We start from the raw sequence: 23388 nt of genomic DNA on the forward strand, positions 1-23388 counted from the left end.
GTCAGAATAGCAGGCCCGGGCCGCCTGCGCCAGTTCCGCTCACACCTTGACCGTCGCCTGGAAGATCTTGCGGACCGCCTTCGATATCCGGCGGATCTCGGCCTCCAGCGTGCGCAGGTCCGGGCAGTCGCCGGCGCGGCAGACGCGGTCGACGAGGCCGGCGGGGGCTTCCTTCGGATCGAAGCCGCCGTCGATGCAGAGGCGGACGATCTGCGAGATCTCCGTATAAAGGGTGAGCGCCTTCATGACCGTGTCGAGGTCGTTCGGGTCCATCATCGCGGGGCCGAGGACGGCGAGCGCATCGCCGGTCGGCATCGCCCCGTCCGGCTGCGCCACGCCGCGCGCGGGGGCGGCAAGCGCCAGGAACTGGGCGATGAACTCGATGTCGATCAGGCCGCCCGGGATCAGCTTCAGGTCCCAGATGTCCTTCGGCGGCTTCTCCTTGTCGATGAGCGCGCGCATCTCGGCGACGTCCTTCGCCACCTTGCCGGGGTCGCGCCGCTTGCCGAGCACCTCGCGGAAGATCGCCCCGGCCTCCGCGACGAGGCTTTCGTCGCCGCAGACGAGGCGGGCGCGGGTGAGTGCCATGTGCTCCCAGGTCCAGGCCTCCTCCGCCTGGTACTTGGCGAAGGCGTTGATGCGGGTGGCGACCGGGCCCTTGTTGCCGGAGGGCCTCAGCCGCATGTCGACCTCGTAGAGCACGCCCTCCGCCGTCGGCGCCGAAAGGGCGGCGATCAGCCGCTGGGTGATGCGGGTGAAGTAGCGCACCATGTCGAGGGGCTTCGCCCCGTCCGATTCCAGCGCGTCGCTGTCGTGGTCGTAGAGCAGGATCAGGTCGATGTCGGAGCCGGCCGTCAGCTCGAAGCTGCCGAGCTTGCCCATGCCGACGAGCGCCACCCGGCCTCCGGGGAATTTTCCGTGCGCCGCCTCGATCTCGGCGAGCACCGCGGTCAGCGCCGCCTCGACGATGAGGCCGGCGACGTGGGTGAAGGCACGCGCCGCCTGCTTTCCGGTGATCGCCCCGGTCAAGAGCCGGATGCCGATGAGGAAGCGCTGCTCGGCGGCGATGATGCGCAGCCGGTCGAGGATCTCCTCGTAATGGTGCGCGCCGGAGAGGAAGCCCTCGATGCGCTCGGAGAGATAGGCGCGCGTCGGCAGTTCCGCGAGCAGGCCCGGATCGAGCATGCCGTCGAAGACGTGGGGCTTGGCCGCGATCACCTCGGCAAGCCGCGGCGCCGAGGACATGATATCGACGATGAGGGAGAGCAGCGCCGGATTGTTGCCGAGCAGCGAGAAGAGCTGGATGCCCGCCGGCAGGCCGGAGATGAAGCTGTCGAAGCGGAGCAGCGCCTCATCCGCCCGCGTGCTCTCGCCGAAGACGCGGAGCAGCTCGGGCGTCAGCTCGGTCAGCCGCTCGCGCGCCTCCACCGACTGCGTGGCGCGGTAGCGGCCGTAATGCCAGGTGCGGATGGTGCGGGAGATGTCGGCCGGCCGCTCGAAGCCGAGACGCTTCAGCGTGTCGAGCGTATCGGGATCGTCCTTCTGGCCGGTGAAGACGAGGTTGCCGGTCTCCGTGGAAAGCTTCGCCTCCTGCTCGAACAGCGCCGCATAGCGCCGCTCGACGGTCTTCAGCACCGCGACCAGCCGGGCGGAGAAGGCGGCGGTATCCTCGAAGCCCGCCATGAAGGCGATGCGCTTCAGCTCGGCCTCGGTCTCCGGCAGCACATGGGTCTGCTCGTCGCGCACCATCTGGATGCGGTGCTCGACGTCGCGCAGGAACCAGTAGGCCTCGACGAGCTCCCCGCAGGTCGCCGCGTCGATCCAGTTGGCCTTCGCCAGCGCCTCCAGCATCGGCTCGGTCGCCTTGAGGCGCAAGGCCGGCACGCGGCCGCCGGCGATCAGCTGCTGCGTCTGCACGAAGAACTCGATCTCGCGGATGCCGCCGCGGCCGAGCTTGACGTTGTGGCCCTTGACGGCGATCTCGCCGTGGCCCTTGTGGACATGGATCTGCCGCTTGATCGAATGGATGTCGGCGATCGCCGCATAGTCGAGATATTTTCGGAAGACGAAGGGGGTGAGCTCCTTGAGGAAGGCCTCGCCCGCTTTCAGGTCGCCGGCCACGGGACGCGCCTTGATGAAGGCCGCGCGCTCCCAGTTCTGCCCCCTGCCCTCGTAATAGAGCATGGCCGAATCGACGGTGATGGCGAGCGGGGTGGCGCCCGGATCGGGCCTGAGGCGCAGGTCGGTGCGGAAGACGTAGCCGTCCGCGGTGCGCTCCTGCATGATGCGGATGAGGCGGCGCACGATGCGGGCGAAGGTGTCGACGCCCTCGCTCGGGTCGGCGAGGATGCCGGCCAGCGGATCGAAGAAGACGACGAGGTCGATGTCGGAGGAATAGTTGAGCTCGAAAGCGCCGAGCTTGCCCATGCCGAGCACGACGAGGCCGGATTTCTCCGAAGGCCGTGCCGGATCGCCAAGCTTCAGCTTGCCGCTCTCGTGCGCGGAAAGCAGCAGGTGGTCGACGGCGGCGGAGACGGCGGCCTGCGCGAGGTCGGAGAGGAGCGCCGTCGTCAGCCGCGCGTCGATGAGCCGGGCGAGGTCGGCGAGCGCCACGAGGAAGGCGACCTCGCGCTTGGCGAGACGCAGCCGCGTCATCACCTGCGCCTCGCTCGTCTCGGCGCCGTTTTCCGCCGGATCCCAGGCCGCGCGCGCGCCGGCGATCGCCGCCTCGACCGCCGGCAGCACCGGCCCTTCCAGGGCGCGGACGATCAGGCCGGGATCGATGCGGGCGGTGTCGCGCAGATAGGGCGAGAGCGAGAGCGCGGCGACGAGGAAATCCCGGACCGGCCCTTCCGAAGCGTGAAGTGCTGCGATCTCCGGATGGTCGCGGCCCCAGTCCCTGAGGTCGGCGAGGACCGACTTCGCCTCCGCCTGGCTGAGCGGCCGGATCGGCGAGGCCGAAAGATCGGAAAACCGCGTCAATTCCGTCGCACCCATGCCGCCTCCACCCGTGATCCCTGTAGGAGAGGCCGCCGCCGCCGTCCCCTTCTCCCCACCGGGGAGAAGGTGGCCCGTAGGGCCGGATGAGGGGGCTTCGCGCGCGATGTGTCCCCCCTCATCCCGCTGCCGCGACCTCTCCCCGTCGGGGAGAAGGAGCAAGGCGCACCCTCGTCATGCCATAGGCGATCGTTTCCTCTGCCGAACGATAGCGAAAGCTCTTATCAGCCCGGGCGGGCGGGGAAAACCATCCTGACCGTCAGCCCCCGATTGTTTTCCCGCTCCGGATGGGTCGCGTCGAGCTCCAGATGGCCGCCGTGCATCTCCATCACCGCCCCGGCGAGCGACAGGCCGAGCCCGGTGCCGGGCTTGGAGCGGCTCTCGTCGAGGCGCACGAAGCGCTTCACCACGTCGTCGCGCTTGTCCTCCGGCACGCCCGGCCCGCTGTCGGCGACCGACAGCACGACATCGCCGCCGTGCCGGGCAAGCGTCACACGGATGTCCGGCTCGCCGCTTCCCTCGGCATATTTGATCGCATTGTCGATGAGGTTGCCGAGCGCCTGGCCGACGAGCTCGCGGTTGCCCTTGATCTCGACGCCCGCATCGACTGTACCGGCGAGGCGCAGCCCGCAATCCTCCGCTACCGGCTCGTAGAGCTCGATGCTGTCGCGGGCGATGCCGGAGAGGTCGATGGCGCGCATCTCCGCCGGCGCCTGCCCCGCCTCGACGCGGGAGATCATCAGGAGCGCGTTGAAGGTGCGGATGAGCTGGTCGGATTCGCCGATCACCTCCTCCAGCGCCGCGCGGTAGTCGGCAGCCGCCCCGTCGCCGGCCAGCGCCGCCTCCGCCTTGTTGCGCAGCCGCGTCAGCGGCGTCTTCAGGTCGTGAGCGATGTTGTCGGAGACCTGCTTCAGCCCCTCGTCGAGCTTCTCGATGCGCCCCAGCATGGTGTTGAGCGATTCGGAGAGCCGGTCGAACTCGTCGCCGGAGCCGCTGGTCGGCAGGCGCTGCGAGAGGTCGCCGGCCATGATCGCCTGGCTCGCCCCCGACATGCGGTCCATGCGCTTGAGCGCGTTGCGGCCGATCAGGTACCAGATCGCGAGCGCCCCCGCCCCCATCACGCCGAGCGCCACCATGAGGGCCTGGCGCACCAGCACGCGAAAATGCTCCGGCTCGCCGAGGTCGCGGCCGACGAGAACGCGCAGCCCGTTCGACAGGAGGACGATCTGGGCGCGCGCCATGTGCCGGTCGCGCGCGTCCTCCTCCTGGAAGCGCTGGTAGCGGAAGGGGGTCTCGGTCCAGCCCTCGCTGTCGAGCACGCCGGGCTGGAGCGACAGCACGTTGCCGGCGAGCACCTCGCCGGTCGGGCTGGCGATGATGTAGAGGTTGGCGCCCGGCTGGCGCGAGCGGCGCTCCAGCGTGCGGAGCAGGCCGTTCATGCCGTTATTGTCGAAGACGGCCTCGATCTCGGCCGTCTCCGCCGCCACGGCGTCGCGCATCTGCTGCTCCAGCAGGCTTTCCGACATGGAGGTGACGTAGAAGACGAGGAAGGCCGCGCAGACGGCGAAGAGCAGCAGATAGAGCGCCGAGAGGCGGACCGCCGTCGTGCGGTAGAGCGCGGTCAGTCGGCCGAGGAGCCTCACCATCGATCAGCCCGCCGCCTCGTCCTTCATCATGTATCCGGCGCCGCGCACGGTGCGCAGCAGCGGCTGGTCGAAATCCTTCTCGATCTTCGAGCGCAGCCGCGAGACGTGGACGTCGATGACGTTGGTCTGCGGGTCGAAATGATAGTCCCAGACGTTTTCCAGCAGCATGGTGCGCGTCACCACCTGCCCGGCGTTCTTCATCAGGTATTCGAGCAGGCGGAACTCGCGCGGCTGCAGCAATATTTCCTTGCCGGCGCGCCTGACGGTGTGGGAGAGCCGGTCGAGCTCCAGGTCGCCGACGCGGTAGACCATGTCCTGCTCCGGCGTGCCCTTGCGCCGGCCGAGCACCTCGACGCGCGCGAGAAGCTCGCTGAAGGCATAGGGCTTCGGCAGGTAGTCGTCGCCGCCGGCGCGAAGGCCCGTGACGCGGTCGTCGACCTGCCCGAGCGCCGAGAGGATGAGGACCGGCGTGTGGATGTTGCGCCGGCGCAGTTCCGAGATCAGCGACAGGCCGTCGCGGCGCGGCAGCATGCGGTCGACCACCAGCACGTCGTAGGTGTTCTCGGTGGCGAGGAAGAGCCCGCTCTCGCCGTCGCTCGCATGGTCGAGCACGATGCCCGCCTCGCGGAACGCCTTCGCGAGATAGGCCGCGGCTTCGAGATCGTCTTCGACAATCAGTATCTTCATGGTCTCGACCCTAGCGCATGGGGGACGGACTGGAAAAGACCCCTCATCCCCCTGCCGGGACCTCTCCCCGCAAGCGGGGAGAAGGAGGAAAACGGTGAGCCCATCCTTCCTCGCCCCGTTTACGGGGAGAGGATGCCGGCAGGCAGGTGAGGGGCAAAAGCCCGAGACGCCAACGCCGCGGGATCATCAGACCCCGCGGCGCCCATTTCATATCACCGGTCAGCCCTGGTCGATCGGCAGGGCCAGGAAGCGGCTGCCGTCGTTGGTCTCGACCTGGAACAGCGCCTTGGAGCGGCCGTCCTTGCGGGCGTTGTTGATGATCTTCACCACGTCGTCGGCCGACTTGACGGCCTGGTTGTTGACCGACGTGATGCGGTCGCCGGCCTTGAGGCCGCGGTCGCTGGCGTCGGACTCGGGATCGACCTCGGCCACCGTCAGGCCGTCGTCGGAGGGCGTCACGACGATTCCGAGGTCGGCGAGCGCCTGCTCGCTGCTCTCGCTCCCGGGTGCCGCCTGCTCCTCGCCGGTCGCGGCCTGGATCTGCTCGCCCTCGAGCGTGCCGATCTCGACCTGGAGGTTCTCGGACTTGCCGTCGCGCCAGACCGAGACGTCGACCTTGGTGCCGGGCGCGATGGCGCCGACGCGGCGGGCGAGGTCGCGCGGGTCCTTGACGGGCTCGCCGTCGAGCGCGGTGATCACGTCGCCCTTCTTGATGCCGGCCTTGGCGCCGGGCGAGTCGGCCTGCGGCTCGACCACCAGGGCGCCGGCGGCATCCGCCAGGCCGAGCGAATCGGCGATGTCGCGGCTCACCGGCTGGATCTGCACGCCGAGCCAGCCGCGGTCGACCTTGCCGTCCTTCATCAGGTCGGCGACGACGCCCTTGGCGACGGAAGCCGGGATGGCGAAGGCGATGCCGACATTGCCGCCCGAGGGCGAGAAGATCGCCGTGTTGATGCCGACGACCTGGCCTTCGAGGTTGAAGGTCGGGCCGCCCGAGTTGCCGCGGTTCACGGCGGCGTCCACCTGCAGGTAGTCGTCATAGGGGCCGGAGCCGATGTCGCGGCCGCGCGCGGAGATGATGCCGGCCGTCACCGTGCCGCCGAGGCCGAACGGGTTGCCGACGGCCACCACCCAGTCGCCGACGCGGATCTTGCTGTCGTCGGCGAAGTCGACATAGGTGAACTTGCGCTCGTCCTTCTCGTCGACCTTCAGCACGGCGAGGTCGGTGCGGCTGTCCTTGCCGACGAGCTTGGCGTCAAGCTCCGTGCCGTCGTTCATGACGATGGTGAAGGCCGTGCCGTCGTTGACGACGTGGTTGTTGGTGACGATGTAGCCGTCCTCGGAGATGAAGAAGCCGGAGCCCTGCGAGGTCGGGCGCAGATGGCCCTTGCGGCCGCGCCGGTCGCCGCGATCGCCGAAGCGGCGGCCACGGTCGCGGTCGCCGTGGAATTCGTCGGGACCGCCGAACTCGCGGAAGAAGCGCTTCAGCGGATGGTCGTCCGGCAGGTCCTCGAAGCCGCGGCCGCCGAAGTTGAAGCTGAAGCCGCTCTCGTCGCGGGCGGGCTTGGCCTCGGACTGCACGCGGACGGAGACGACGGCGGGCGAGACGGCCGCCACGACGTCGGCGAAGCTCGCCACCTGCGGCGCCTGAACCGAAACGGCTTCCGCAAAACTGTCGGTCACGCGCGCGGGAATGCCGGTCGCGAGCATCACGGCCGCAAGTCCGGCGACGGTCGTCGTCTTCAATACGGTCTTGAGAGTGGGACGGAATGCTGGGTTCGTTGACATCCTTGGCACCTTTTTCGTTGCGCGATGGCCGCGTCCGGCGGCCGATGGCCAAGAGATAGGACGGCGCACCTTACCGTGCACTGTCTGCGTCATGAATTTTTGGTAATGTTGAATGCGCGAATAGCGAATAGCGAATAGTGAATGGAGGCAGCGGCATCTTTTCCCTATTCCCTATTCCCTATTCCCTATTCCCTATTCCCTATTCCCTATTCGCTATTCGCTATTCGCCCATCAATCTCTCCAGCTCCGCCTTCTCGGCGTCCGAAAGCGGCGTGCCGGTCGCCGCTCCCGCGCGGCGGCGCACGAAGAGCACCATGGCGACGGTCCCGGCCAGGAAGAGGATCGCCGGCGCGCCCCACAGCAGCAGCGTCTCGCCGCGCAGCCGCGGCTTCAGGAGCACGAACTCGCCGTAGCGCGAGACGACATAGTCGATCACCGCCTCGTCGCTGTCGCCGTTCTTCAGCCGCTCGCGCACGAGGAGGCGGAGGTCGCGGGCAAGCTCGGCGTTGGAATCGTCGATCGACTGGTTCTGGCAGACCATGCAGCGCAGCTCGGCGGAGAGCGCGCGGGCGCGCGCCTCCAGCGCCGGGTCGTCCAGCACCTCGTCCGGATTGACGGCGAAGGCGGGCGAGGCCGCCAGCACGAGGAGAAGGACGGCGACGAGGCGGCGCATCATTCGGCCGCCTCCAGCACGGGTCGCACCCGGCGCGCCTTCTGCGGCGCGCCGACGCGGAGCCTGCGGTCGAACAGCGAGATGGCGCCGCCCGCCATCATGATCAGCGCGCCGAGCCAGATGCAGAGGATCATCGGCTTCCACCAGACGCGCACGACGATGCCGCCGCCGGCGATGGGATCGCCGAGCGAGACGTAGAGCTGGCTGAGCCCGAAGGTGCGGATGCCGGCTTCCGTCGTCGGCATGCGGCGCGCGGTATAGAGCCGCTTGGAGGACCAGATATCGGTCACCACCACGCCGCCGCGCGCGACGGTGAAATGGCCGGACTCCTCGGTATAGTTCGGCCCCTGCCCCTTGCGCATGCCGTCGAAGGTGAGCGTGAAGCCGCCCGATTCCACCTGCATGGTCGGCTTCATCTCGACGACGTGCTCGGTCTCGAAGGCCGTGACGGAGACGATGCCGATCAGCGTCACGCCGATGCCGATATGGGCGAGCGCCGTGCCGAAGGCCGAGCCCGGCAGGCCGACGAAGCGGCGGAAGGCGATCGCCGGCGTCACCTTGCCGATGCCGGCGCGCAGCCAGAGATCCGTGAGCGCGCCGGCGATGAGATAGACGCCGGTGGCGATGCCGAAATAGGCCATGACCGGCCCGCCGTGCTCGATGTAGAGCGCGACCGCCCCTGCCACGAGGCCGATCCCCGCCGCCGCGAAGAGCCGCTGGCCGGCGGCGAGGATGTCGCCGCGCTTCCAGGCGAGCAGCGGCCCGAAGGGCACCGCGACGAGCAGCGGGATCATCAGCGAGCCGAAGGTGAGGTTGAAGAAGGGCGCGCCGACGGAGATCTTCTCGCCCGTCAGCGCCTCCAGCACCAGCGGATAGAGCGTGCCGGTGAGCACGGTCGCCGCCGCCGTCGTCAGGATCAGGTTGTTGAGGACGAGCGCGCCCTCGCGCGAGATCGGCGCGAACAGCCCGCCGGCCTTCAGCGTCGCCGCCCGGAAGGCGAAGAGCGAGAGCGCGCCGCCGATGAAGAAGACGAGGATGGCGAGGATGAAGACGCCGCGCGTCGGGTCGGTGGCGAAGGCATGCACGGAGGTGAGCACGCCCGAGCGCACGAGGAAGGTGCCGAGCAGCGACATCGAGAAGGTGAGGATGGCGAGCAGCACCGTCCAGACCTTCAGCGCCTCGCGCTTCTCCATGACGAGGGCGGAGTGCAGGAGCGCCGTGCCGGCGAGCCAGGGGATGAAGGAGGCGTTCTCCACCGGGTCCCAGAACCACCAGCCGCCCCAGCCGAGCTCGTAGTAGGCCCAGTAGGAGCCCATGGCGATGCCGGCGGTGAGGAAGCTCCAGGCCGCCAGCGCCCAGGGCCTCACCCAGCGCGCCCAGGCCGCGTCGATGCGCCCGTCGATCAGCGCGGCGATGGCGAAGGAGAAGCAGACGGAGAAGCCGACATAGCCGAGATAGAGCAGCGGCGGATGGATGGCCAACCCGATGTCCTGCAGCACCGGATTGAGGTCGCGCCCCTCGGCCGGCGCCGGCGCGAGCCGGACGAACGGATTGGAGGTGAGCAGGATGAACAGCGCGAAGGCCGTCGAGATCAGCCCCTGCACGGCGAGCACGTTGGCGCGCAGCCGCTCCGGCAGGTTGGCGCCGAAGGTGGCGACGAGCGCGGAGAAGAAGACGAGGATGAGGAGCCAGAGCATCATCGAGCCCTCGTGGTTCCCCCAGACGCCGGAGATCTTGTAGATCATGGGCTTCAGCGAATGCGAGTTCTCCCAGACGTTGGCGACGGAGAAGTCCGAGACTACGTAGGCGAAGGTCAGCACCGAGAAGGAGAACAGCACGAGGAGGAAGCCGGCGAGTGCCGCCGCCGGCGCCACCGCCATCAGCGAGCGGTCGCCGCGGATCGTGCCGGCGACCGGCAGCACGAACTGGACGATCGCCGTCGCCAGCGCCAGGACCAGTGCGTAGTGCCCGATTTCGATGATCATTTGATCGTTTCCTTGCCGGAAAGCTCGACGCCCTGCGCGGCCAGCCGGTCCGCCACGTCCTTGGGCATGTAGGTCTCGTCGTGCTTGGCGAGCACCGTGTCGGCGACGAAGAGCCCGCCCTCGGCGAAGGCGCCCTCGGCCACCACGCCCTGCCCCTCGCGGAAGAGGTCGGGCAGGATGCCGGTATAGGTCACGGGCACGGTGCCGATCGTGTCGGTCACGGTGAAGGTGATGGTCGAGCCCTCGCCGCGCGTGAGCGACCCCGTCTCGACCAGCCCGCCGAGGCGGATGCGCGTGCCCGGCTCGATGGTCGTCGTCTTGAGGTCCGCCGGCACGTAGAAATAGGCGATCGACTGGCTGAAGGCGAACATCACCAGCAAGACGGCCGCCACGAGGAAGGCGACGCCGCCGCCGATGACTGCCAGGCGTTTCTGTTTGCGTGTCATTGTCCGCTATCCTTGGGTCCGCCGCCCTCGGCCGAAATGGAAAGGTCCCGGGCGAGCGCCGTCAGTTGCCTGCCCCGGTCGCTGTCGGCCGGGAAGGTCTTCAGCGCCGTCCTTAGCGCCGCTTCCGCCTTCGGCCTTTGATCCAGAACAACATAGGAACGGATGATGCGCATCCATCCTTCGAAATTGTCGGGATTTTCCTGAAGCTTCGCCGCGAGCCCCTCGACCATGCCGGCGATCATCTCGCGCCGGTCGCCCTCCGCCATGTCCTCGGCCGCCGCCACGTCCTCGGCGGACGGGCCGCCGGGAGCATTGGAAAGACCGGCGATGTGGCGATCGACGAGCGGCAGCCAGGGCGCGTCGGCGGGCGATTCCTTCCTGAGCGCCTCGTAGGCGGCGCGCGCCTCGTCGCGCCGGCCCTCCTGCTCCAGCGCCAGCGCCAGATAGTATTTCGCCCGCGGATTGTCGGGCTGCAGCGTCAGCGACTGTTCGAGCTTCTCGCGCGCCTCGCGGGTGACGATGCCGTTCGCAAGCGCGATCAGCACCTCGGCCGAGCCGTCGAGCCGGTCGGTGCTGGGGCCGACGAGCCGCAGCGCCTGGGCATAGGCGTTGGCCGCGTCCTCCATCCGGCCGCTGCGGTAGTAGATCGGCGCGAGCAGGTCCCAGCCCGCCCCGTCGTCGGGGTTCTTCGCCAGATGGTTCTCGGCGCGCGCGATCAGGATGTTGATGTCGTCGCCCGGATTGGCGAGCCGTTCGGCGAGCGGCTGCGAGGGCAGGTCGGGACGCCCGGTCCCGAGATAGAGACAGAGCCCGACCGCCGGCAGGAGCACGATGACGAAGGCCTGCGCCAGCCGGTTGCGGCGTGCGACCGGGCCGGCCGCCTCCTTCTCCTCGGCCTTCTTCGCGGCGATCAGCCGGCGGGCGACCTCGGCGCGGGCGAGTTCCGCCTCGGCGGCGCCGATCAGGCCGGAGGCCTCGTCGCGGGCAAGCTCGTCGAGCTGGTCGCGATAGACCTCCGCGTCATGGCGCGCGTCTGCCTCCGCCTCCGCGGGCCGGCGCAGGAGCGGCAGGATGAGGACGGCGGCGACGGCTGCCGTCAGGACGGCGACGAGAATCCAGAAAACCATGCCGTTGAATTACTGGAACCCTGGAACGTTTCCAATTCCAAAAGGAACAATGACGCGAATTTGAGGCGTTTCGCCGCAAGCTTCCGCCGGCCCTCCTCCATTCGGGTGATGGACAGGGGAAACTGTCGGCAATACCCTTTTCCGGCCGGACATCGGAGGCACGGCGCATGGCGATATCGGCAGGCAGCGAAACGCAGGTCAATACCTACACCGCGGGCGCGCAGAAATACCAGCGCATCCTGATGCTCGCCGACGGCGGCTGGGTCGTCGTCTGGAACTCGGACGGACAGGACGGCAGCTTCAACGGCGTCTACCAGCAGCGCTACAAGGCCGACGGCACGGCGGTGGGCACCGAGACCCAGGTCAATTCCCACACGACCAACAGCCAGACGCTGACGCTGGCCGACACCGGGTCGGTCATCGCGCTTTCCAACGGCGGCTGGGTGGTGGCCTGGACCTCCTGGGATCAGGACGGCGAATATGCCGGCGTCTACCAGCAGGCCTATCGCGCCGACGGCACGCGCATCGGCTCCGAGCGGCAGGTCAACATCGCCACGGAGCTCAGCCAGCAGGACCCGCTCCTCGTGCCGCTGGCGAACGGCGGTTGGGTGGTCTACTGGATCTCGCAGGAGGAGGACGACACGTCCTTCGGCACCCATCGCCTCTATCACCGCACCTATGACGCCAATGGCGCGCCGACCTCGGGCGAGGTGCGGATCGCGCCGATCCACGAGTCGAACATCGGCGAAGCGCAGCTTCGGGTCGCGGCACTCGACGGCGGCGGCTGGGTGGCGACCTGGGTCAACGCCTACCGCAGCAACCCGCACGTCGACAACGACGTCTATTACGAGATGTTCAACGCAAGCGGCACCCGCGTCGGCTCGGGCCGCGTCAACACCGCGGCCGAAGGCAACCAGGGCAACCCTGCGGTGGCAGGGCTTGAGGGCGGCGGCTGGGTCATCGTCTGGAAGGACGGGGCCAACATGTACCAGCGGGCCTATCACGGCGGCCAGGCCGGCGCGGTGCAGACCGTCGCCACCACCGGCTTCTACGAGGCCGACGTCACCGCGCTGGAAGGCGGCGGCTGGGTCGTGACCTGGCAGACCAGCGTCAGCAACCCCGGCCTGAGCATGAGGGCCTACGATGCCACCGGCAAGAGCCTCGGCGCCAGCACGGTCGTCATGTCGGGCACCGGCACCCAGCCCTTCTTCCAGACCGTCGCGCTCAAGGGCGGCGGCTGGGTCACCGCCTGGTCGCACAAGGGCACCGGAACCGACATCGCCGCGCAGGTCTACAAGGCGGACGGCAGCAAGGACGGCAACGCGATCTTCCTGAACTCCACCCGCGGCGGGGCGCAATATTCGGTGAAGCTGGCCGCGCTGAAGGACGGCGGCTTCGTCGCCACCTGGACCTCGGACGGACAGGACGGCAGCGACGCCGGCGTGTTCCAGCGGGTGTTCCGGACGGAGGAGGCGAAGAACGCGCCGCCCGTCGCGCGGGACGACAGCGCCTCGGTCAAGCTGTACGGCAAGGCGCTCGGCAACGTGATCACGGACGCGGCCGGCAAGGACAGCGATCCGGACGGGGACGCGCTGAGCGTCGTCAAGCTCGCCGGCGGCAGCGTCGGCAAGGCGCTCGCGGGCAAGTTCGGCACCCTCACCCTGAACAGGGACGGCCGCTACACCTATGTCGCCGACCGTGCCGAACCGCTCGCCGTGGGCGAGAAGGCGAAGGACGTCTTCACCTATACCGTCTCCGACGGAAACGGCGGGACGGCCAGCGCCAAGCTCGTCGTCACCGTCACCGGCGTCGCGACCGGCACGCCCGGCAAGAACCATCTCCTCGGCACGGCGAAGGCCGATACGCTGAAAGGCCTCGGCGGCAACGACATCCTCGACGGACGCGCCGGCAACGACACGCTGGACGGCGGCGCCGGCGCCGACCGCATGATCGGCGGCAAGGGCAACGACACCTATGTCGTCGACAACAAGGCCGACAAGGCGATCGAGAGGAAGGGCGAGGGTACCGACCTCGTCAAGGCCTCCGTCTCCTTCACCCTCCCCGACCACGTCGAGAAACTGGCGCTCACCGGCTCCAGGGCCATCGACGGCACCGGCAACGGCCTTGCCAACACCGTCACCGGCAACAGCGGGAACAACCGGCTGAAGGGGCTCGGCGGCAACGACATCCTGAATGGCGGCAAAGGCAACGACACGCTCGACGGCGGCAAGGGCAACGACACGCTCGCGGGCGGCACGGGCGCCGACAAGCTCGTAGGCGGTGCGGGCGCCGACAAGCTCATAGGCGGCGCCGGCAAGGACACCTTCATCTTCAAGTCGGTGAAGGATTCCACCGTCGCCGCCTCCGGCCGCGACACGATCTACGATTTCTCGAGGAAGGACGGCGACAAGGTCGATCTCAAGGCCATCGACGCCAGCACGGCGAAAGCCGGCAACCAGGCCTTCACGTTCCTCGGCACGGAGAAATTCCACAAGAAGGCGGGCGAGCTGCGCTACGAGAAGAAGAGCGGCGACACCTTCCTGCAGGGCGACGTGAACGGCGACGGCAAGGCCGACTTCGCCATCAAGTTCGACGACTCCCTCAATTTCACGAAAGCCGACTTCATCCTGTGACGCGAGGCGGCGCCCCTCTACGAGAGCGGCGTCCAGCTTCCGTCGGCGTTGCGGCAGGCGGCACCCCGGCTGGCGATCTCGCGTCCGCCCGTCGTCACGGTGTGGCTGTACTGGCGGCAGTTCTGCGAGCCGACCTGGTAGGGCGCGGCCGCCACGACCGAGCCGGTCATGTCCTTGCCCTGCCAGGTGACGGGCTGGCCGCCGGGCGCGGCTTCGAGCGCGCGGTACTCGGCCTCGAGCGCGCGCTGCGTGTCCGCCTTGGAGAGGGACGCGCCCGGGATGCGGCCGACGAGGCCGCCCTGCAGCGCGGCGATGTAGAGGGCCGCGCCCTTCGCCTCCGCGCCGCGGCCTGTCGTGCTCGTGGAACATCCGGACGCAGCGACCGCTGCAAAAACGAGAGGGAAGAATGCGCCGCGCAAATCCGTCATCATCCGCTGGGACCGTCTCTTTCCACGCTTCCGGCCCGATGATCGCCGGCCTTTCCTTTTTGCATTGTCCGCCCCGTCAGGCAACCTCCTTTGTCACCGCCGGCAGCACCAGCCGCGCCCTGAGGCCGCCCGCGGAACCCCGCGACAATTCGAAGGTCCCCTGGTACTCCGAGGCGATCTCGCTGACGATGGAGAGGCCGAGGCCGGTGCCGGGCTTGCTCTCGTCGAGCCGCTTGCCGCGCTTCAGCGCCTCGCGGATCTCGTCCGGCTCCAGCCCCGGCCCGTCGTCCTCCACCTCGACCACCGCCCAGGCCCGGCGCGCCGGGTCGCTGCCGGCCATGCCGGCGGGCGCGGGAAAGGCGCGGACGGCGACGGTCCTGCGCGCATAGCGCGCCGCGTTCTCGAGCAGGTTGCCGACGGTCTCCTCGACGTCCTGCTGCTCCATGGCGAGCACCAGGCCGGGCGGGTCGACGGACAGCGGAAAGGCCCTGTCGGCGTTGAGGCGGCGCATCACCCGGACCAGCCGTTCGAGCGTGCCCTGCGCCTCCGTGCGGGCGAGCACGGATTCGCGCTGCGCGGCGATGCGGGCGCGGTTGAGGTAGGACTGCACCTGGCTCTGCATCGCCTCGGCCTGCGTGCGCACCAGCTCGCCCTGCGGGGCGGCGATCGTCCGCGATTCGTTGAGCAGCACCGCGATCGGCGTCTTCAGCGAATGCGCGAGGTTGCCCACCTGCATGCGGGCGCGCTCGACGATGCGGCGGTTGCTGTCGATCAGCGCGTTGATCTCGCTTGCGAGCGGCTGGATCTCGCGCGGGAAATCGCCGTCGAGCCGCTCGCTGTCGCCGGCGCGGATGCGTTCCAGCGCCTGGCGCGCGTGGTCGAGCGGCTTGAGGCCGATCAGGATCGCCACGACGTTGAGCAGCAGGCTGCCGATGCCGAAGCCGGCGAGCGCCAGGTAGAGGCTGCCGGAGAAGTCGTCGATGTCGGCCTCCAGCACGTCGCGGTTGCCGACGACGCGGAAGCGCGCCGTGCGCCCCTCGTCGTCGAGCACCACCTCGGTCTCCACCACCTCGACCGCGTTGTCGAAGGAATCGCGCGTCGTGTAGAAGCGCTCGTAGCGGGTGTCGAAGGGGATGGCGTCGGTGTCGGGGATGGGGATGACGGCGGAGCCGAGCGAGGCCGAGGTGAGCGGTTCGCTTTCGAGCGTCCCGCCGATCGGCTCGACGATCCAGTACCAGCCCGATTGCGGCTGGAAGAAGCGCAGGTCCCCGAGCTGCGGCGCGCCGGCGAGCCGCTGGCCCTCCTCCGCCGAGACGGAATTGATCACGTTGTAGAGCTGCGCGCGCAGGAGATCGCGGAAGCTCTTCTCCGCGCTCTGCCGGTAGAGCGCGGAGATGACGACGGCGATGACGACGAGGGCGACGGCCGCCCAGAGCGTGGCGAGGAAGAGGACGCGGAAGGTGAGCGAGCGCGAGCGCCCGGCGTTGGCGGCCCGCTCGCTACTGGCCATCGGCGGGCGCTTGCATCCGGTAGCCGAGGCCGCGCACGGTCTCGATCAGGTCGACGCCGATCTTCTTGCGCAGCCGGCCGACGAAGACCTCGATCGTGTTGGAATCCCGGTCGAAGTCCTGGTCGTACATGTGCTCGACCAGCTCCGTGCGCGAGACGACCTGGCCCATGTGGTGCATGAGATAGGAGAGCAGCCGGTATTCGTGCGAGGTGAGCTTCAGCGGCTCGCCGTTGACGGTCGCCTTGGAGCCCTTGGTGTCGAGCCGCACCGGGCCGCAGACGATCTCCGGGCTCGCATGCCCCGCCGCGCGGCGGATCAGCGCGCGGATGCGCGCCAGCACCTCCTCGACATGGAAGGGTTTGGCCACGTAGTCGTCGGCGCCCGCGTCGATGCCGGCGACCTTGTCGCTCCAGCGGTCGCGGGCGGTCAGGATCAGCACCGGCATGGCCTTGCCGTCGGCGCGCCATTTCTCCAGCACGGTGATGCCGTCCATCTCCGGCAGGCCGATGTCGAGGATGACGGCGTCATAGGGCTCGGCGTCGCCGAGATAGTGGCCCTCCTCGCCGTCGAAGGCCTGGTCCACCACGTAGCCGGCTTCCTTCAACGCGTCGGTGAGCTGCCGGTTCAGGTTGACGTCGTCCTCGACCACCAGAATGCGCATGCGTCCCCGTCCTTGTTCCCGTCCCCGTTTCCCGCTCCGCCCGCGCCGTCACATCGGCACGCGCACCGTCACCTTGCGCGGGCGTCCGTTGCCCTTGCCGGGCACAAGCACCGTCACCACGCAGGTGTCGCCGCGGGGCTGCGCCGAAAGCAGTTCGCCGCCGGTCTGCGCCACCACCTGCGCGGCGGCGGCGCTGCAATCGCCGGCAACCCGCACGACATCCGGACCGCCCCCGGTGTCGGGGGTGCCCGGAAGCATCAGGCTGGCCGCGAAGGCGACCGTGAGAAGGGGCGAGGCCATGAACATACTTTCAGGTGCGGATCATCTTGATGCAAGCATTAAACGATCAACACTGAACGGCAAATGAATGTCGGCCGCTAGCCCGCCCGCCGCCGCGCCGAAAGCCGCCCGAGGAGCGCCACGATGCCCCCGAGCGCGCCCGCGGCCGTCACGATCAGGTCGGCCATCTCCGCCTCCTCGGCCGCCGTGACGCCGACGCCGGCGAAATGCGCCAGCGAGGCGAGGACGGCCACCAGCGCGCCCCAGACGGTGCGCGAACGATACCAGGCGACGACGTCGTTCATGGATGTCTCCTTTGCTTGTCGTTGATGATCGCAGCGCCCCTCATCCCCCTGCCGGGACCTCTCCCCGCAAGCGGGGAGAAGGCAGATGCCGGGCTGTTTTGCTGACGGGAAACCATCGCCCCTTTCCCCTTCTCCCCGCTTGCGGGGAGAAGGTGGCGGCAGCCGGATGAGGGGCAAATCACGCCTTCACCGCCAGCACTTCCCGCGCCGGCAGGCCGCGCGATGATCTGGCGCATACGGATGACGGTTGCCGCCTACAGCATGCGGAAATCGACAACCTCGTCAGTCGCCGCATAGAGGTGCCCTGGGCGCCCCGTTTCGACGCTGCGCACCGCGCGGTCGCCGGATGAGGGGCAATCACGCCTTCATCGCCAGCACCGCCCGCGCCGGCAGGCCGAGCGGCACGGCGCGGCCGATCTGGCGCACGCGGATGGCGATCGCCGCCTGCGGCGCGCCGAAGTCGGCGATCTCGTCGGCCGCCGCATAGAGATGCCAGGGCATCCCCGTCTCGACGCTGCGCACCACGCCGTCGCCGGAGAGGATGTCGAGCCGGTAGGCCTCGGCCGGCTCGTCGAGCGGGATGTCGGCGGCAAGCCAGCCGTCCGCGTCGATCCGCCCGCGCCGCACCCAGGAAAGCCGCACGCCGCCCGTCCCGCGCCGCGCCGCAAGATGCACCGGCGCAAGCGGCGTCAGCGCCCGCTCGCCGCCGGCGAAGGCGAAGGGGCCGGCCCGTCCGCCCGCCATGCCGGCCGCCTCGGCAAGCCAGTTGGCGAGCCGCCCCGCCTCCCCGGCGCCGAGCCCCAGCGGCCGCACCGCCTCGTCGAGCAGCACGGCCTCCGCCCCCGCGGCATGGCCCGCCGCCATGGCGTCCTCCGTGCCGCCGAGCGCCCGCAGGAGCCCGGTGAGCCGGAAGCGCCGCGGAGAAATCTCGCTCGCCTCGGCAAAGCCGATCACCTCGAAGCCGCCGTCCCCGGCCCGGACCGCGATCCGGTTCGTCCCGTTCAGCAGCGCGACGGTCGCCACGCCGGCAAGCCCGCCGAAGGGCAGGTCGAGGACGAGCGCATTGCCCCGGTCGAAGCGCCCGACAGGTCCGCTCCCGAGCGCCTCCGCCAGCCGTCCGATCCGCGCCGGCCGGTCGAGCCGCACACGCGGCGAAAAGCCCTCCACCCCCGCCGAGCTCGACAGCACCACCGGCCTCCAGGGCGCGGCATAGGCCGCGACGCGGGCGAAATCCTGCACCGCCCCCTCGCCCGTGACCGGCAGGTCGAGGAAGACCACCTCCGGCATGAAGGCCTCCGAAGGTGTCGCGCCCTTCGCCGCACGGCGCGGCGTCTCCACCGGCGTCGGCGCCGGGCTGTCGCCGGAGGCGATGGCGCGCGCCTCCACCTCGCGGACGAGCCCGTCGGTGATCGCCGTGACCAGGAACCGCCCCTCCGGCCCGTCCACGAGCCGCACCACGTCGCCCGGCACGGGGCCGAGCGCCGTCGGCGGCAGGCGGAAGGTGAGCCGCCGCTGGGCCGCGCGCTGGTCGCGCAGCGCCGCCTCCGCCGAGGACGCGGCCGCCCCCGGATGCATGACCGCCGGCAGCGCCAGCCGCAGCACCCGGTCGCTGCCGGAGGCCATGCGGCGCGAGCGGGCGGTGGCGCGCGGATAGCCGCCCGCCTCCTCGAAATGGTCGAGGATCGCCTCGCCCGCGAAATCGCTCGCCTGGCCGCGGCTCTCCTCGAAGGCGGCCTCGTCCGGCCGCTCGGCGAGGACGTCGATCGCCTGCGCGGCGAGCCCCGAGCGCAGGCGCGAGCGGAAGACGAGCGTGCCGCCCGCCTCCGCCGCGTCGATCTGGAAGGCCTCCATCAGCGGTTCGAGGAGCGCGCGCGCCGACGTCTGCTCCGCCTGCACGAAGCCGGTCAGGTCGCCCGCCACGCCGGAGACGTCGAAATCGGAAAACCCGTGGTCCGTCAGCACCGCCGCGATCACGTCGGCGACGGTGCCCGCGCCGAGCCGGCCGTTCAGCCAGTGGCCGAGCTGCCAGTTGCCGCCGTCCGACCAGAGCTCCGTCTTCTCCGGGAAGGCCGGATAGGGCCGCGCGTCCCAGGTCCAGACGAAGACATGGCCGGGATCGACCATGCCGTCCTCCGACCCGCCGCCCTGCCACCAGGCATGATGCGCGTCGAGGAAGCGGCGCTGCGCCGCGTCGCTGCGCGCGCCGCCGGAATGGTAGGGCCGCGCGTCCTCCGAGCTCTTCGGGTCGGTGAAGACGTTCGGCTGGTTCGCGCCCCTGTCGACGGCCGGGCAGCCGAGCTCGGTGAACCAGACCGGCTTCGACCGAGGCACCCAGGCCGTGGGCTCGGAGACCTCCGCCCCGCCCGCGCCGCGCTCGTAATGCCGCCGCGTCCACCAGCTTCCGAGGTCCTTGTAGCGGAACACCCAGGGCTTTCCCGCCATGCCGTCGGTGATCGGCGTGCGGATGCGCGCGCGCCGGTCGGCGGCGCTCGCATAGTGCCAGTCGAAGCCCTCGCCGCCGGCGATCATCGCGCGCATCGCCAGCGCGTCCTCGGCATGGCGGAAGCCGTCCGGGTTGCCGCCCTCTGTGTCGCCGTCCTGCCAGTCGGAGATCGGCATGTAGTTGTCGATGCCGATCGCATCGATCGCCGGCGAGGCCCAGAGCGGATCGAGGTTGAAATGGACGGCGGAGGAGCCCTCCGGCCGGTAGCCGAAATATTCGCTCCAGTCCGCCGCATAGGTGATCTTCGTGCCGGCGCCCAGGATGGCGCGCACGTCGGCGGCAAGCGCCCGCAGCGCCGCCACGAAGGGAAAGCCGCCCGCCCCGTCGGAAAGCCGCGTCAGCCCGCGCATCTCCGAGCCGACGATGAAGCCGTCCACCCCGCCCGCCGCCTTGGCGAGAAGCGCGTAATGCAGGATCAGCCGGCGGAACCCCGCGTCGCCGGAGGGCCCGGCGACCGTGGTGCCGGACACCGCGAAATCGGAGGCGTCCGCGTCGCCGACGAAGGCCTCGACCTGGCTCTTCGCCGCCCCCGTGCCGTCGGCGGAGGGCGGATGGCAGGTGATGCGCCCGCGCCAGGGATAGGGCGCCTGCCCGGAGCCGCCATAGGGGTCCGGCAGGTCGTTGCCCGCCGGCACGTCCATCAGCATGAAGGGATAGAGATAGACCTCCAGCCCTCGCTTCTTGAGATCGGCGATGGCCGCGACGACGCTCTCGTCGGAGGGCGTGCCGCCATAGGCCGGCCCGCCGCCGCTGCGGCTCACCACATGCGCCGCCCCGCGCGGGATGCCCGAGACCCGCCAGGGCCGGCTCTCCGCCGTGCGCGCCGGCACCTCGACGCCCGGCACGATGCGGCAATGGCCGGCGCGCAGGTCCGTGCCGAACCAGGCGACGACGAGGCCGACGCGCTCGAGGTTCGGGCAGAGCGCCTGAAGCTCGTCGATCGAGGCCTCCCAGTCGGTGGCGGCCGTCGTCGTGTTGCGGTTGATGTTGCGCCCGGCGCCCGCGCCGGTCTTCTCCGTCACGAGCCGCGGGTCGTAGCCGTGCTCGCTCGATCCCGGGATGACGGTGACCGCGCGGATCTTTCGCTCCAGCGTGCCGACCGGCTTCAGGACCTCGAACTGCAGCACCGGGATGCGGTTGCCGAAGACGTCGAGCGGCAGCCGCTCGAAGACGGCATAGGCGAGGCCCCGATAGGCGGGCGCGTTGCCCGCCCCCTGCTTCGCCTCGATCAGCGGATCGGGCGCCTGGGATTCCGTGCCGCGATGGACGCGCATCTCGATGCCGGAAAGGTCGATCTCGCGCCCGTCCGCCCAGACGCGCCGCACCCCGGCGATCGGCCCCTCGCAGATGCCGACGGCGACATTGGCGAAATAGCGGAAGGTCTCGACGCGCGCGCCGGTCGCCTTGCCGCCCTCGCGCTCGACGGCCACCTCCTCCTCGAAGCGCGTCGCCCAGATCAGCGTGCCGCCGACGCGGGCGGTGCCGTAGACGCGGCTTACCGCCGTGCCCTCGTCGGCGCCGGGGATGCGCGCGTCGCCCATCCGCGCGCCGGTGATCGTCGCCGTGCCGGCGATCAGCGAGCGGTCGACGACGGAGCCGGCAAGCGCGCCCGCCGCCCGGCCGAGGATCGCGCCGAAGGGACCGAACAGGCCGCCGAGCGCCGCGCCCGCCGCCTGGAGAAGAAGTGTCGCCATGGCTCAGGGTTGCTCCGGAAAACGGAAGACGCCGGCGATCCGCCGCCGCCAGGAGGGGGTGAGCGGCGATTCCACCACCGCCGCCTGCTCGTAGGCATGGATGAAGCGCCCGCCGGGCGCGGCGATGCCGGCATGCTTCGCCGCCGCCCCCGCCTGCCAGCGGAAGATCACGAGATCGCCCGCCTGCAATTCGGAAACCGGCAGCGCCGCCCCGCAATGGCGCGCGGCGGCGAGAAGCAGCCGCTCCTCCCCCGCCCGCTCCGCCCAGTCCGGCGCATAGGGCCGAGGCACCTCCGGCTCGCGCCCGTAAAGCTCCCGCCACACGCCGCGGACGAGCCCCAGGCAATCGCACCCGACGCCCTTCAGCGATCCCTGGTGGCGATAGGGCGTGCCGACGAAGGTCCGGGCGATGGCGACGATGCGGGCGGCGTGATCGTCGCCTGTCCTTTTACCCCCCTCTGGCCTGCCGGCCAGAGGGGGGTGTCGCGGTACGACCGGAGCATCACTCATAAAGCACCCGCCCGTCATGCACCGTGTCCCCGTCGGCATAGCCGTAGGCGAAGTCGCTGCCCGGCATGTGCGGGAAGCCGCGGAAGTTGAGCCCGTTGCCGAATTTCGCCCTGCAGGTCGAAAACCGCTTGTCGCAGCCCGCCGTCACCCGCACCGCATCCCCGGCCTTCACGCCCGCCGGCATCTGCAGCCAGAGCGTCAGTTCCGTCGCCCCGCCCGGCCGGCGATGGTCCTCGATGTCGGCCGACAGTCCGTCGGCCGCCCCGCTCGCGAAGACCAGCACGCCGTAGCGGAAGAACCGCTCGGCAAAGCCCGCGAGCCCCGACACGCGGAGGCGCATCCCGTCGACGACCGCGCTCACCGTCCCCGTCGCGCTGTAGGCGGCGGAGGCCGTGTTCATACCGCAGCGCCGGTCGCCGAACACCGCGTCGCAGCGATGGCCGTAGATCCGGCCGCGCACCGCGTCGAGCCGGTGGGTGAGCCGCCGGAGCTCCGCCCGGAACAGCTCGCCCTCGCGCCGCACCTCGCCGAGCTCGGCGCTGCGCAGCAGGAGCCGCTCGGACGGGCTTTCCCAGTTGACGAGATAGACCTCGACGCCCGCCCCGTCGTAGCGCCCGGCGGCAAGATCCTCCGCCCGGATCGCCTCGGCGGAAAAGCCGCCCGCCACCTCGCCGCCCTCGGCCGAAAGCCCGCTGCCGTCCTCCGCCTCGCTCGCCTGGAAGCCGCTCGCCGCCGCATAGACGGTGCCGCCGAAGGAAAGGTCGTGGTCGTGGTCGGTGAAGCCGAGCACGGTGCCGTCGCGGCGCGTCACGCGCCAGGCATGGCAGAGCGTCGTCGCCCCGCCGTCGAGATGGGCGGCGAGTGCCGCCGGTATCGTCCTCATGGCCGGATCTCCACCAGCGGGATCGAGGGAATGCGCCCCGCTTCGAATTGCGACAGGTCGATGTCGATGCGGTCCGTGTCGAAGCGCACCGGCACGTCGAACTCGAAACCGGCGCGGATCGTCCCCGAGGCCGGGATCCTGCCCGCCTTGAAGGTCACGACGCCCGTCTCCGCGTCCACCGCATAGTCCGCCGCCGGCACCGCGACGCCGGCGACGGAAAGCACGACCGTCCCCGCCACCGGCTTCTCGATGGTCCGCACCGTCTCCCCGCCCGCGTCCGCATAGCGCTTGACGAGCTGGAAGGCCGCCCGCTCGCCGTCGCCGGTGCCGATCCGCTGGTCGGAGGCCGAGACCGCCGCGCCCGGCGGGCAGGACTTGTGGTCGACCGGATCGCGGAAGCGGAAGCCGTGGAACTGCCCGGCCCGCGCCTCGAAGAAGGCGAGCACCGCGTAGAGATCGTCGATCGAGCGCACGCCGGAGCCGGCGTCGTAGTGCCGCCGCGCGTCCTTCCAGCGCCGGTTGCGGTTCTCCCGCCCGTTGGAGAGCCCGACGATATCCGTCCGCCTGACCGGCCCGCCGCTCGTGCCGAGCGCCACCCGCAGCGGAAACCGAACCTCATGAAATCCCGCCATT

Annotated in this window: 18 protein-coding genes; 1 reads left to right on the top strand and 17 read right to left on the bottom strand. The window is 70.1% G+C overall.

Annotated features, from left to right (window positions below; genetic code table 11):
* Nucleotides 1-39: 39 nt before the first annotated feature.
* The 8 genes from NNZ72_RS09305 to ccmI all read right to left on the bottom strand — a co-directional run bounded on the left by NNZ72_RS09305 (nt 40) and on the right by ccmI (nt 11349).
* A complete protein-coding gene (locus NNZ72_RS09305) occupies nt 40-2997 on the bottom strand; it encodes a bifunctional [glutamine synthetase] adenylyltransferase/[glutamine synthetase]-adenylyl-L-tyrosine phosphorylase (RefSeq protein ID WP_257315016.1) in 2958 nt (985 codons plus the stop codon).
* A gap of 224 nt (nt 2998-3221) precedes the next feature.
* Nucleotides 3222-4643: a sensor histidine kinase gene (locus NNZ72_RS09310; RefSeq protein WP_257315017.1), complete on the bottom strand. Its 1422-nt coding sequence runs from the start codon at nt 4641-4643 to the stop codon at nt 3222-3224.
* Nucleotides 4644-4646: 3 nt separating this feature from the next.
* Nucleotides 4647-5330: a response regulator transcription factor gene (locus NNZ72_RS09315; protein ID WP_257315018.1), complete on the bottom strand. Its 684-nt coding sequence runs from the start codon at nt 5328-5330 to the stop codon at nt 4647-4649.
* Between the two features lie 219 nt (nt 5331-5549).
* Nucleotides 5550-7118, bottom strand: coding sequence for a Do family serine endopeptidase (locus NNZ72_RS09320; protein WP_257315019.1), 1569 nt, complete (start codon nt 7116-7118; stop codon nt 5550-5552).
* A 220-nt stretch (nt 7119-7338) separates the two neighbouring features.
* Complete coding sequence (locus NNZ72_RS09325) at nt 7339-7794, bottom strand: cytochrome c-type biogenesis protein (RefSeq protein WP_257315020.1); 456 nt, start codon at nt 7792-7794, stop codon at nt 7339-7341.
* Nucleotides 7791-9776 carry a heme lyase CcmF/NrfE family subunit gene (locus NNZ72_RS09330; protein ID WP_257315021.1) on the bottom strand — a complete coding sequence of 662 codons (1986 nt, stop codon included), beginning with the start codon at nt 9774-9776 and terminating at the stop codon, nt 7791-7793. The genes NNZ72_RS09325 and NNZ72_RS09330 overlap by 4 nt, the downstream gene beginning before the upstream one ends.
* Nucleotides 9773-10222 (bottom strand): cytochrome c maturation protein CcmE, encoded by a 450-nt coding sequence (gene ccmE, locus NNZ72_RS09335; protein ID WP_257315022.1) that lies wholly within the window; start codon nt 10220-10222, stop codon nt 9773-9775. Before ccmE ends, NNZ72_RS09330 begins: the two co-directional genes overlap by 4 nt.
* On the bottom strand, nt 10219-11349 hold the full coding sequence (ccmI, locus tag NNZ72_RS09340; RefSeq protein WP_257315023.1) for a c-type cytochrome biogenesis protein CcmI: 1131 nt from the start codon (nt 11347-11349) through the stop codon (nt 10219-10221). Before ccmI ends, ccmE begins: the two co-directional genes overlap by 4 nt.
* Nucleotides 11350-11516: 167 nt before the next feature.
* On the opposite strand from ccmI, the gene NNZ72_RS25440 reads away from it, so the two are divergent.
* On the top strand, nt 11517-13982 hold the full coding sequence (locus NNZ72_RS25440) for a calcium-binding protein (protein WP_306766238.1): 2466 nt from the start codon (nt 11517-11519) through the stop codon (nt 13980-13982).
* 17 nt (nt 13983-13999) lie between these two features.
* Here the strand turns inward: NNZ72_RS25440 and NNZ72_RS09360 are convergent, their stop codons facing one another.
* The 9 genes from NNZ72_RS09360 to NNZ72_RS09400 form a co-directional block, all read right to left on the bottom strand.
* A complete protein-coding gene (locus NNZ72_RS09360) occupies nt 14000-14413 on the bottom strand; it encodes an RT0821/Lpp0805 family surface protein (RefSeq protein ID WP_257315024.1) in 414 nt (137 codons plus the stop codon).
* A gap of 73 nt (nt 14414-14486) precedes the next feature.
* A complete protein-coding gene (locus tag NNZ72_RS09365) occupies nt 14487-15920 on the bottom strand; it encodes an ATP-binding protein (RefSeq protein ID WP_257315025.1) in 1434 nt (477 codons plus the stop codon).
* On the bottom strand, nt 15910-16581 hold the full coding sequence (locus tag NNZ72_RS09370; RefSeq protein ID WP_257315026.1) for a response regulator transcription factor: 672 nt from the start codon (nt 16579-16581) through the stop codon (nt 15910-15912). Before NNZ72_RS09370 ends, NNZ72_RS09365 begins: the two co-directional genes overlap by 11 nt.
* A gap of 48 nt (nt 16582-16629) precedes the next feature.
* Nucleotides 16630-16881, bottom strand: coding sequence for a hypothetical protein (locus tag NNZ72_RS09375; protein ID WP_371747742.1), 252 nt, complete (start codon nt 16879-16881; stop codon nt 16630-16632).
* 77 nt (nt 16882-16958) lie between these two features.
* Nucleotides 16959-17165: a hypothetical protein gene (locus tag NNZ72_RS09380; protein WP_257315027.1), complete on the bottom strand. Its 207-nt coding sequence runs from the start codon at nt 17163-17165 to the stop codon at nt 16959-16961.
* 357 nt (nt 17166-17522) lie between these two features.
* A complete protein-coding gene (locus tag NNZ72_RS09385; protein WP_257315028.1) occupies nt 17523-21362 on the bottom strand; it encodes a baseplate multidomain protein megatron in 3840 nt (1279 codons plus the stop codon).
* A 3-nt stretch (nt 21363-21365) separates the two neighbouring features.
* Nucleotides 21366-21872, bottom strand: coding sequence for an NlpC/P60 family protein (locus tag NNZ72_RS09390; RefSeq protein WP_257315029.1), 507 nt, complete (start codon nt 21870-21872; stop codon nt 21366-21368).
* Entirely contained in the window at nt 21865-22755 is an 891-nt protein-coding gene (locus NNZ72_RS09395) for a phage/gene transfer agent baseplate hub protein (RefSeq protein ID WP_257315030.1), read from the bottom strand. The genes NNZ72_RS09390 and NNZ72_RS09395 overlap by 8 nt, the downstream gene beginning before the upstream one ends.
* The gene (locus tag NNZ72_RS09400) at nt 22752-23387 is read right to left on the bottom strand and encodes a TIGR02217 family protein (protein ID WP_257315031.1); all 636 of its coding nucleotides are present in this window, start codon (nt 23385-23387) and stop codon (nt 22752-22754) included. Before NNZ72_RS09400 ends, NNZ72_RS09395 begins: the two co-directional genes overlap by 4 nt.
* Nucleotide 23388: the final 1 nt, after the last annotated feature.

The organism is Shinella pollutisoli, assembly GCF_024609765.1.
Classification (GTDB): Bacteria; Pseudomonadota; Alphaproteobacteria; order Rhizobiales; family Rhizobiaceae; genus Shinella; species Shinella pollutisoli.

Bases quoted from the DNA above. Each gene is read 5' to 3' on its own strand.
- NNZ72_RS09305 (WP_257315016.1), bottom strand. From the start codon at position 2,997: ATGGGTGCGACGGAATTGACGCGGTTTTCCGATCTTTCGGCCTCGCCG.
- ccmE (WP_257315022.1), bottom strand. From the start codon at position 10,222: ATGACACGCAAACAGAAACGCCTGGCAGTCATCGGCGGCGGCGTCGCC.
- NNZ72_RS09360 (WP_257315024.1), bottom strand. From the start codon at position 14,413: ATGATGACGGATTTGCGCGGCGCATTCTTCCCTCTCGTTTTTGCAGCG.
- NNZ72_RS09385 (WP_257315028.1), bottom strand. From the start codon at position 21,362: ATGGCGACACTTCTTCTCCAGGCGGCGGGCGCGGCGCTCGGCGGCCTG.
- ccmI (WP_257315023.1), bottom strand. From the start codon at position 11,349: ATGGTTTTCTGGATTCTCGTCGCCGTCCTGACGGCAGCCGTCGCCGCC.
- NNZ72_RS09330 (WP_257315021.1), bottom strand. From the start codon at position 9,776: ATGATCATCGAAATCGGGCACTACGCACTGGTCCTGGCGCTGGCGACG.
- NNZ72_RS09390 (WP_257315029.1), bottom strand. From the start codon at position 21,872: ATGAGTGATGCTCCGGTCGTACCGCGACACCCCCCTCTGGCCGGCAGG.
- NNZ72_RS09395 (WP_257315030.1), bottom strand. From the start codon at position 22,755: ATGAGGACGATACCGGCGGCACTCGCCGCCCATCTCGACGGCGGGGCG.
- NNZ72_RS09315 (WP_257315018.1), bottom strand. From the start codon at position 5,330: ATGAAGATACTGATTGTCGAAGACGATCTCGAAGCCGCGGCCTATCTC.
- NNZ72_RS09365 (WP_257315025.1), bottom strand. From the start codon at position 15,920: ATGGCCAGTAGCGAGCGGGCCGCCAACGCCGGGCGCTCGCGCTCGCTC.
- NNZ72_RS09370 (WP_257315026.1), bottom strand. From the start codon at position 16,581: ATGCGCATTCTGGTGGTCGAGGACGACGTCAACCTGAACCGGCAGCTC.
- NNZ72_RS09380 (WP_257315027.1), bottom strand. From the start codon at position 17,165: ATGAACGACGTCGTCGCCTGGTATCGTTCGCGCACCGTCTGGGGCGCG.
- NNZ72_RS09320 (WP_257315019.1), bottom strand. From the start codon at position 7,118: ATGTCAACGAACCCAGCATTCCGTCCCACTCTCAAGACCGTATTGAAG.
- NNZ72_RS09325 (WP_257315020.1), bottom strand. From the start codon at position 7,794: ATGATGCGCCGCCTCGTCGCCGTCCTTCTCCTCGTGCTGGCGGCCTCG.
- NNZ72_RS09400 (WP_257315031.1), bottom strand. From the start codon at position 23,387: ATGGCGGGATTTCATGAGGTTCGGTTTCCGCTGCGGGTGGCGCTCGGC.
- NNZ72_RS25440 (WP_306766238.1), top strand. From the start codon at position 11,517: ATGGCGATATCGGCAGGCAGCGAAACGCAGGTCAATACCTACACCGCG.
- NNZ72_RS09375 (WP_371747742.1), bottom strand. From the start codon at position 16,881: ATGGCCTCGCCCCTTCTCACGGTCGCCTTCGCGGCCAGCCTGATGCTT.
- NNZ72_RS09310 (WP_257315017.1), bottom strand. From the start codon at position 4,643: ATGGTGAGGCTCCTCGGCCGACTGACCGCGCTCTACCGCACGACGGCG.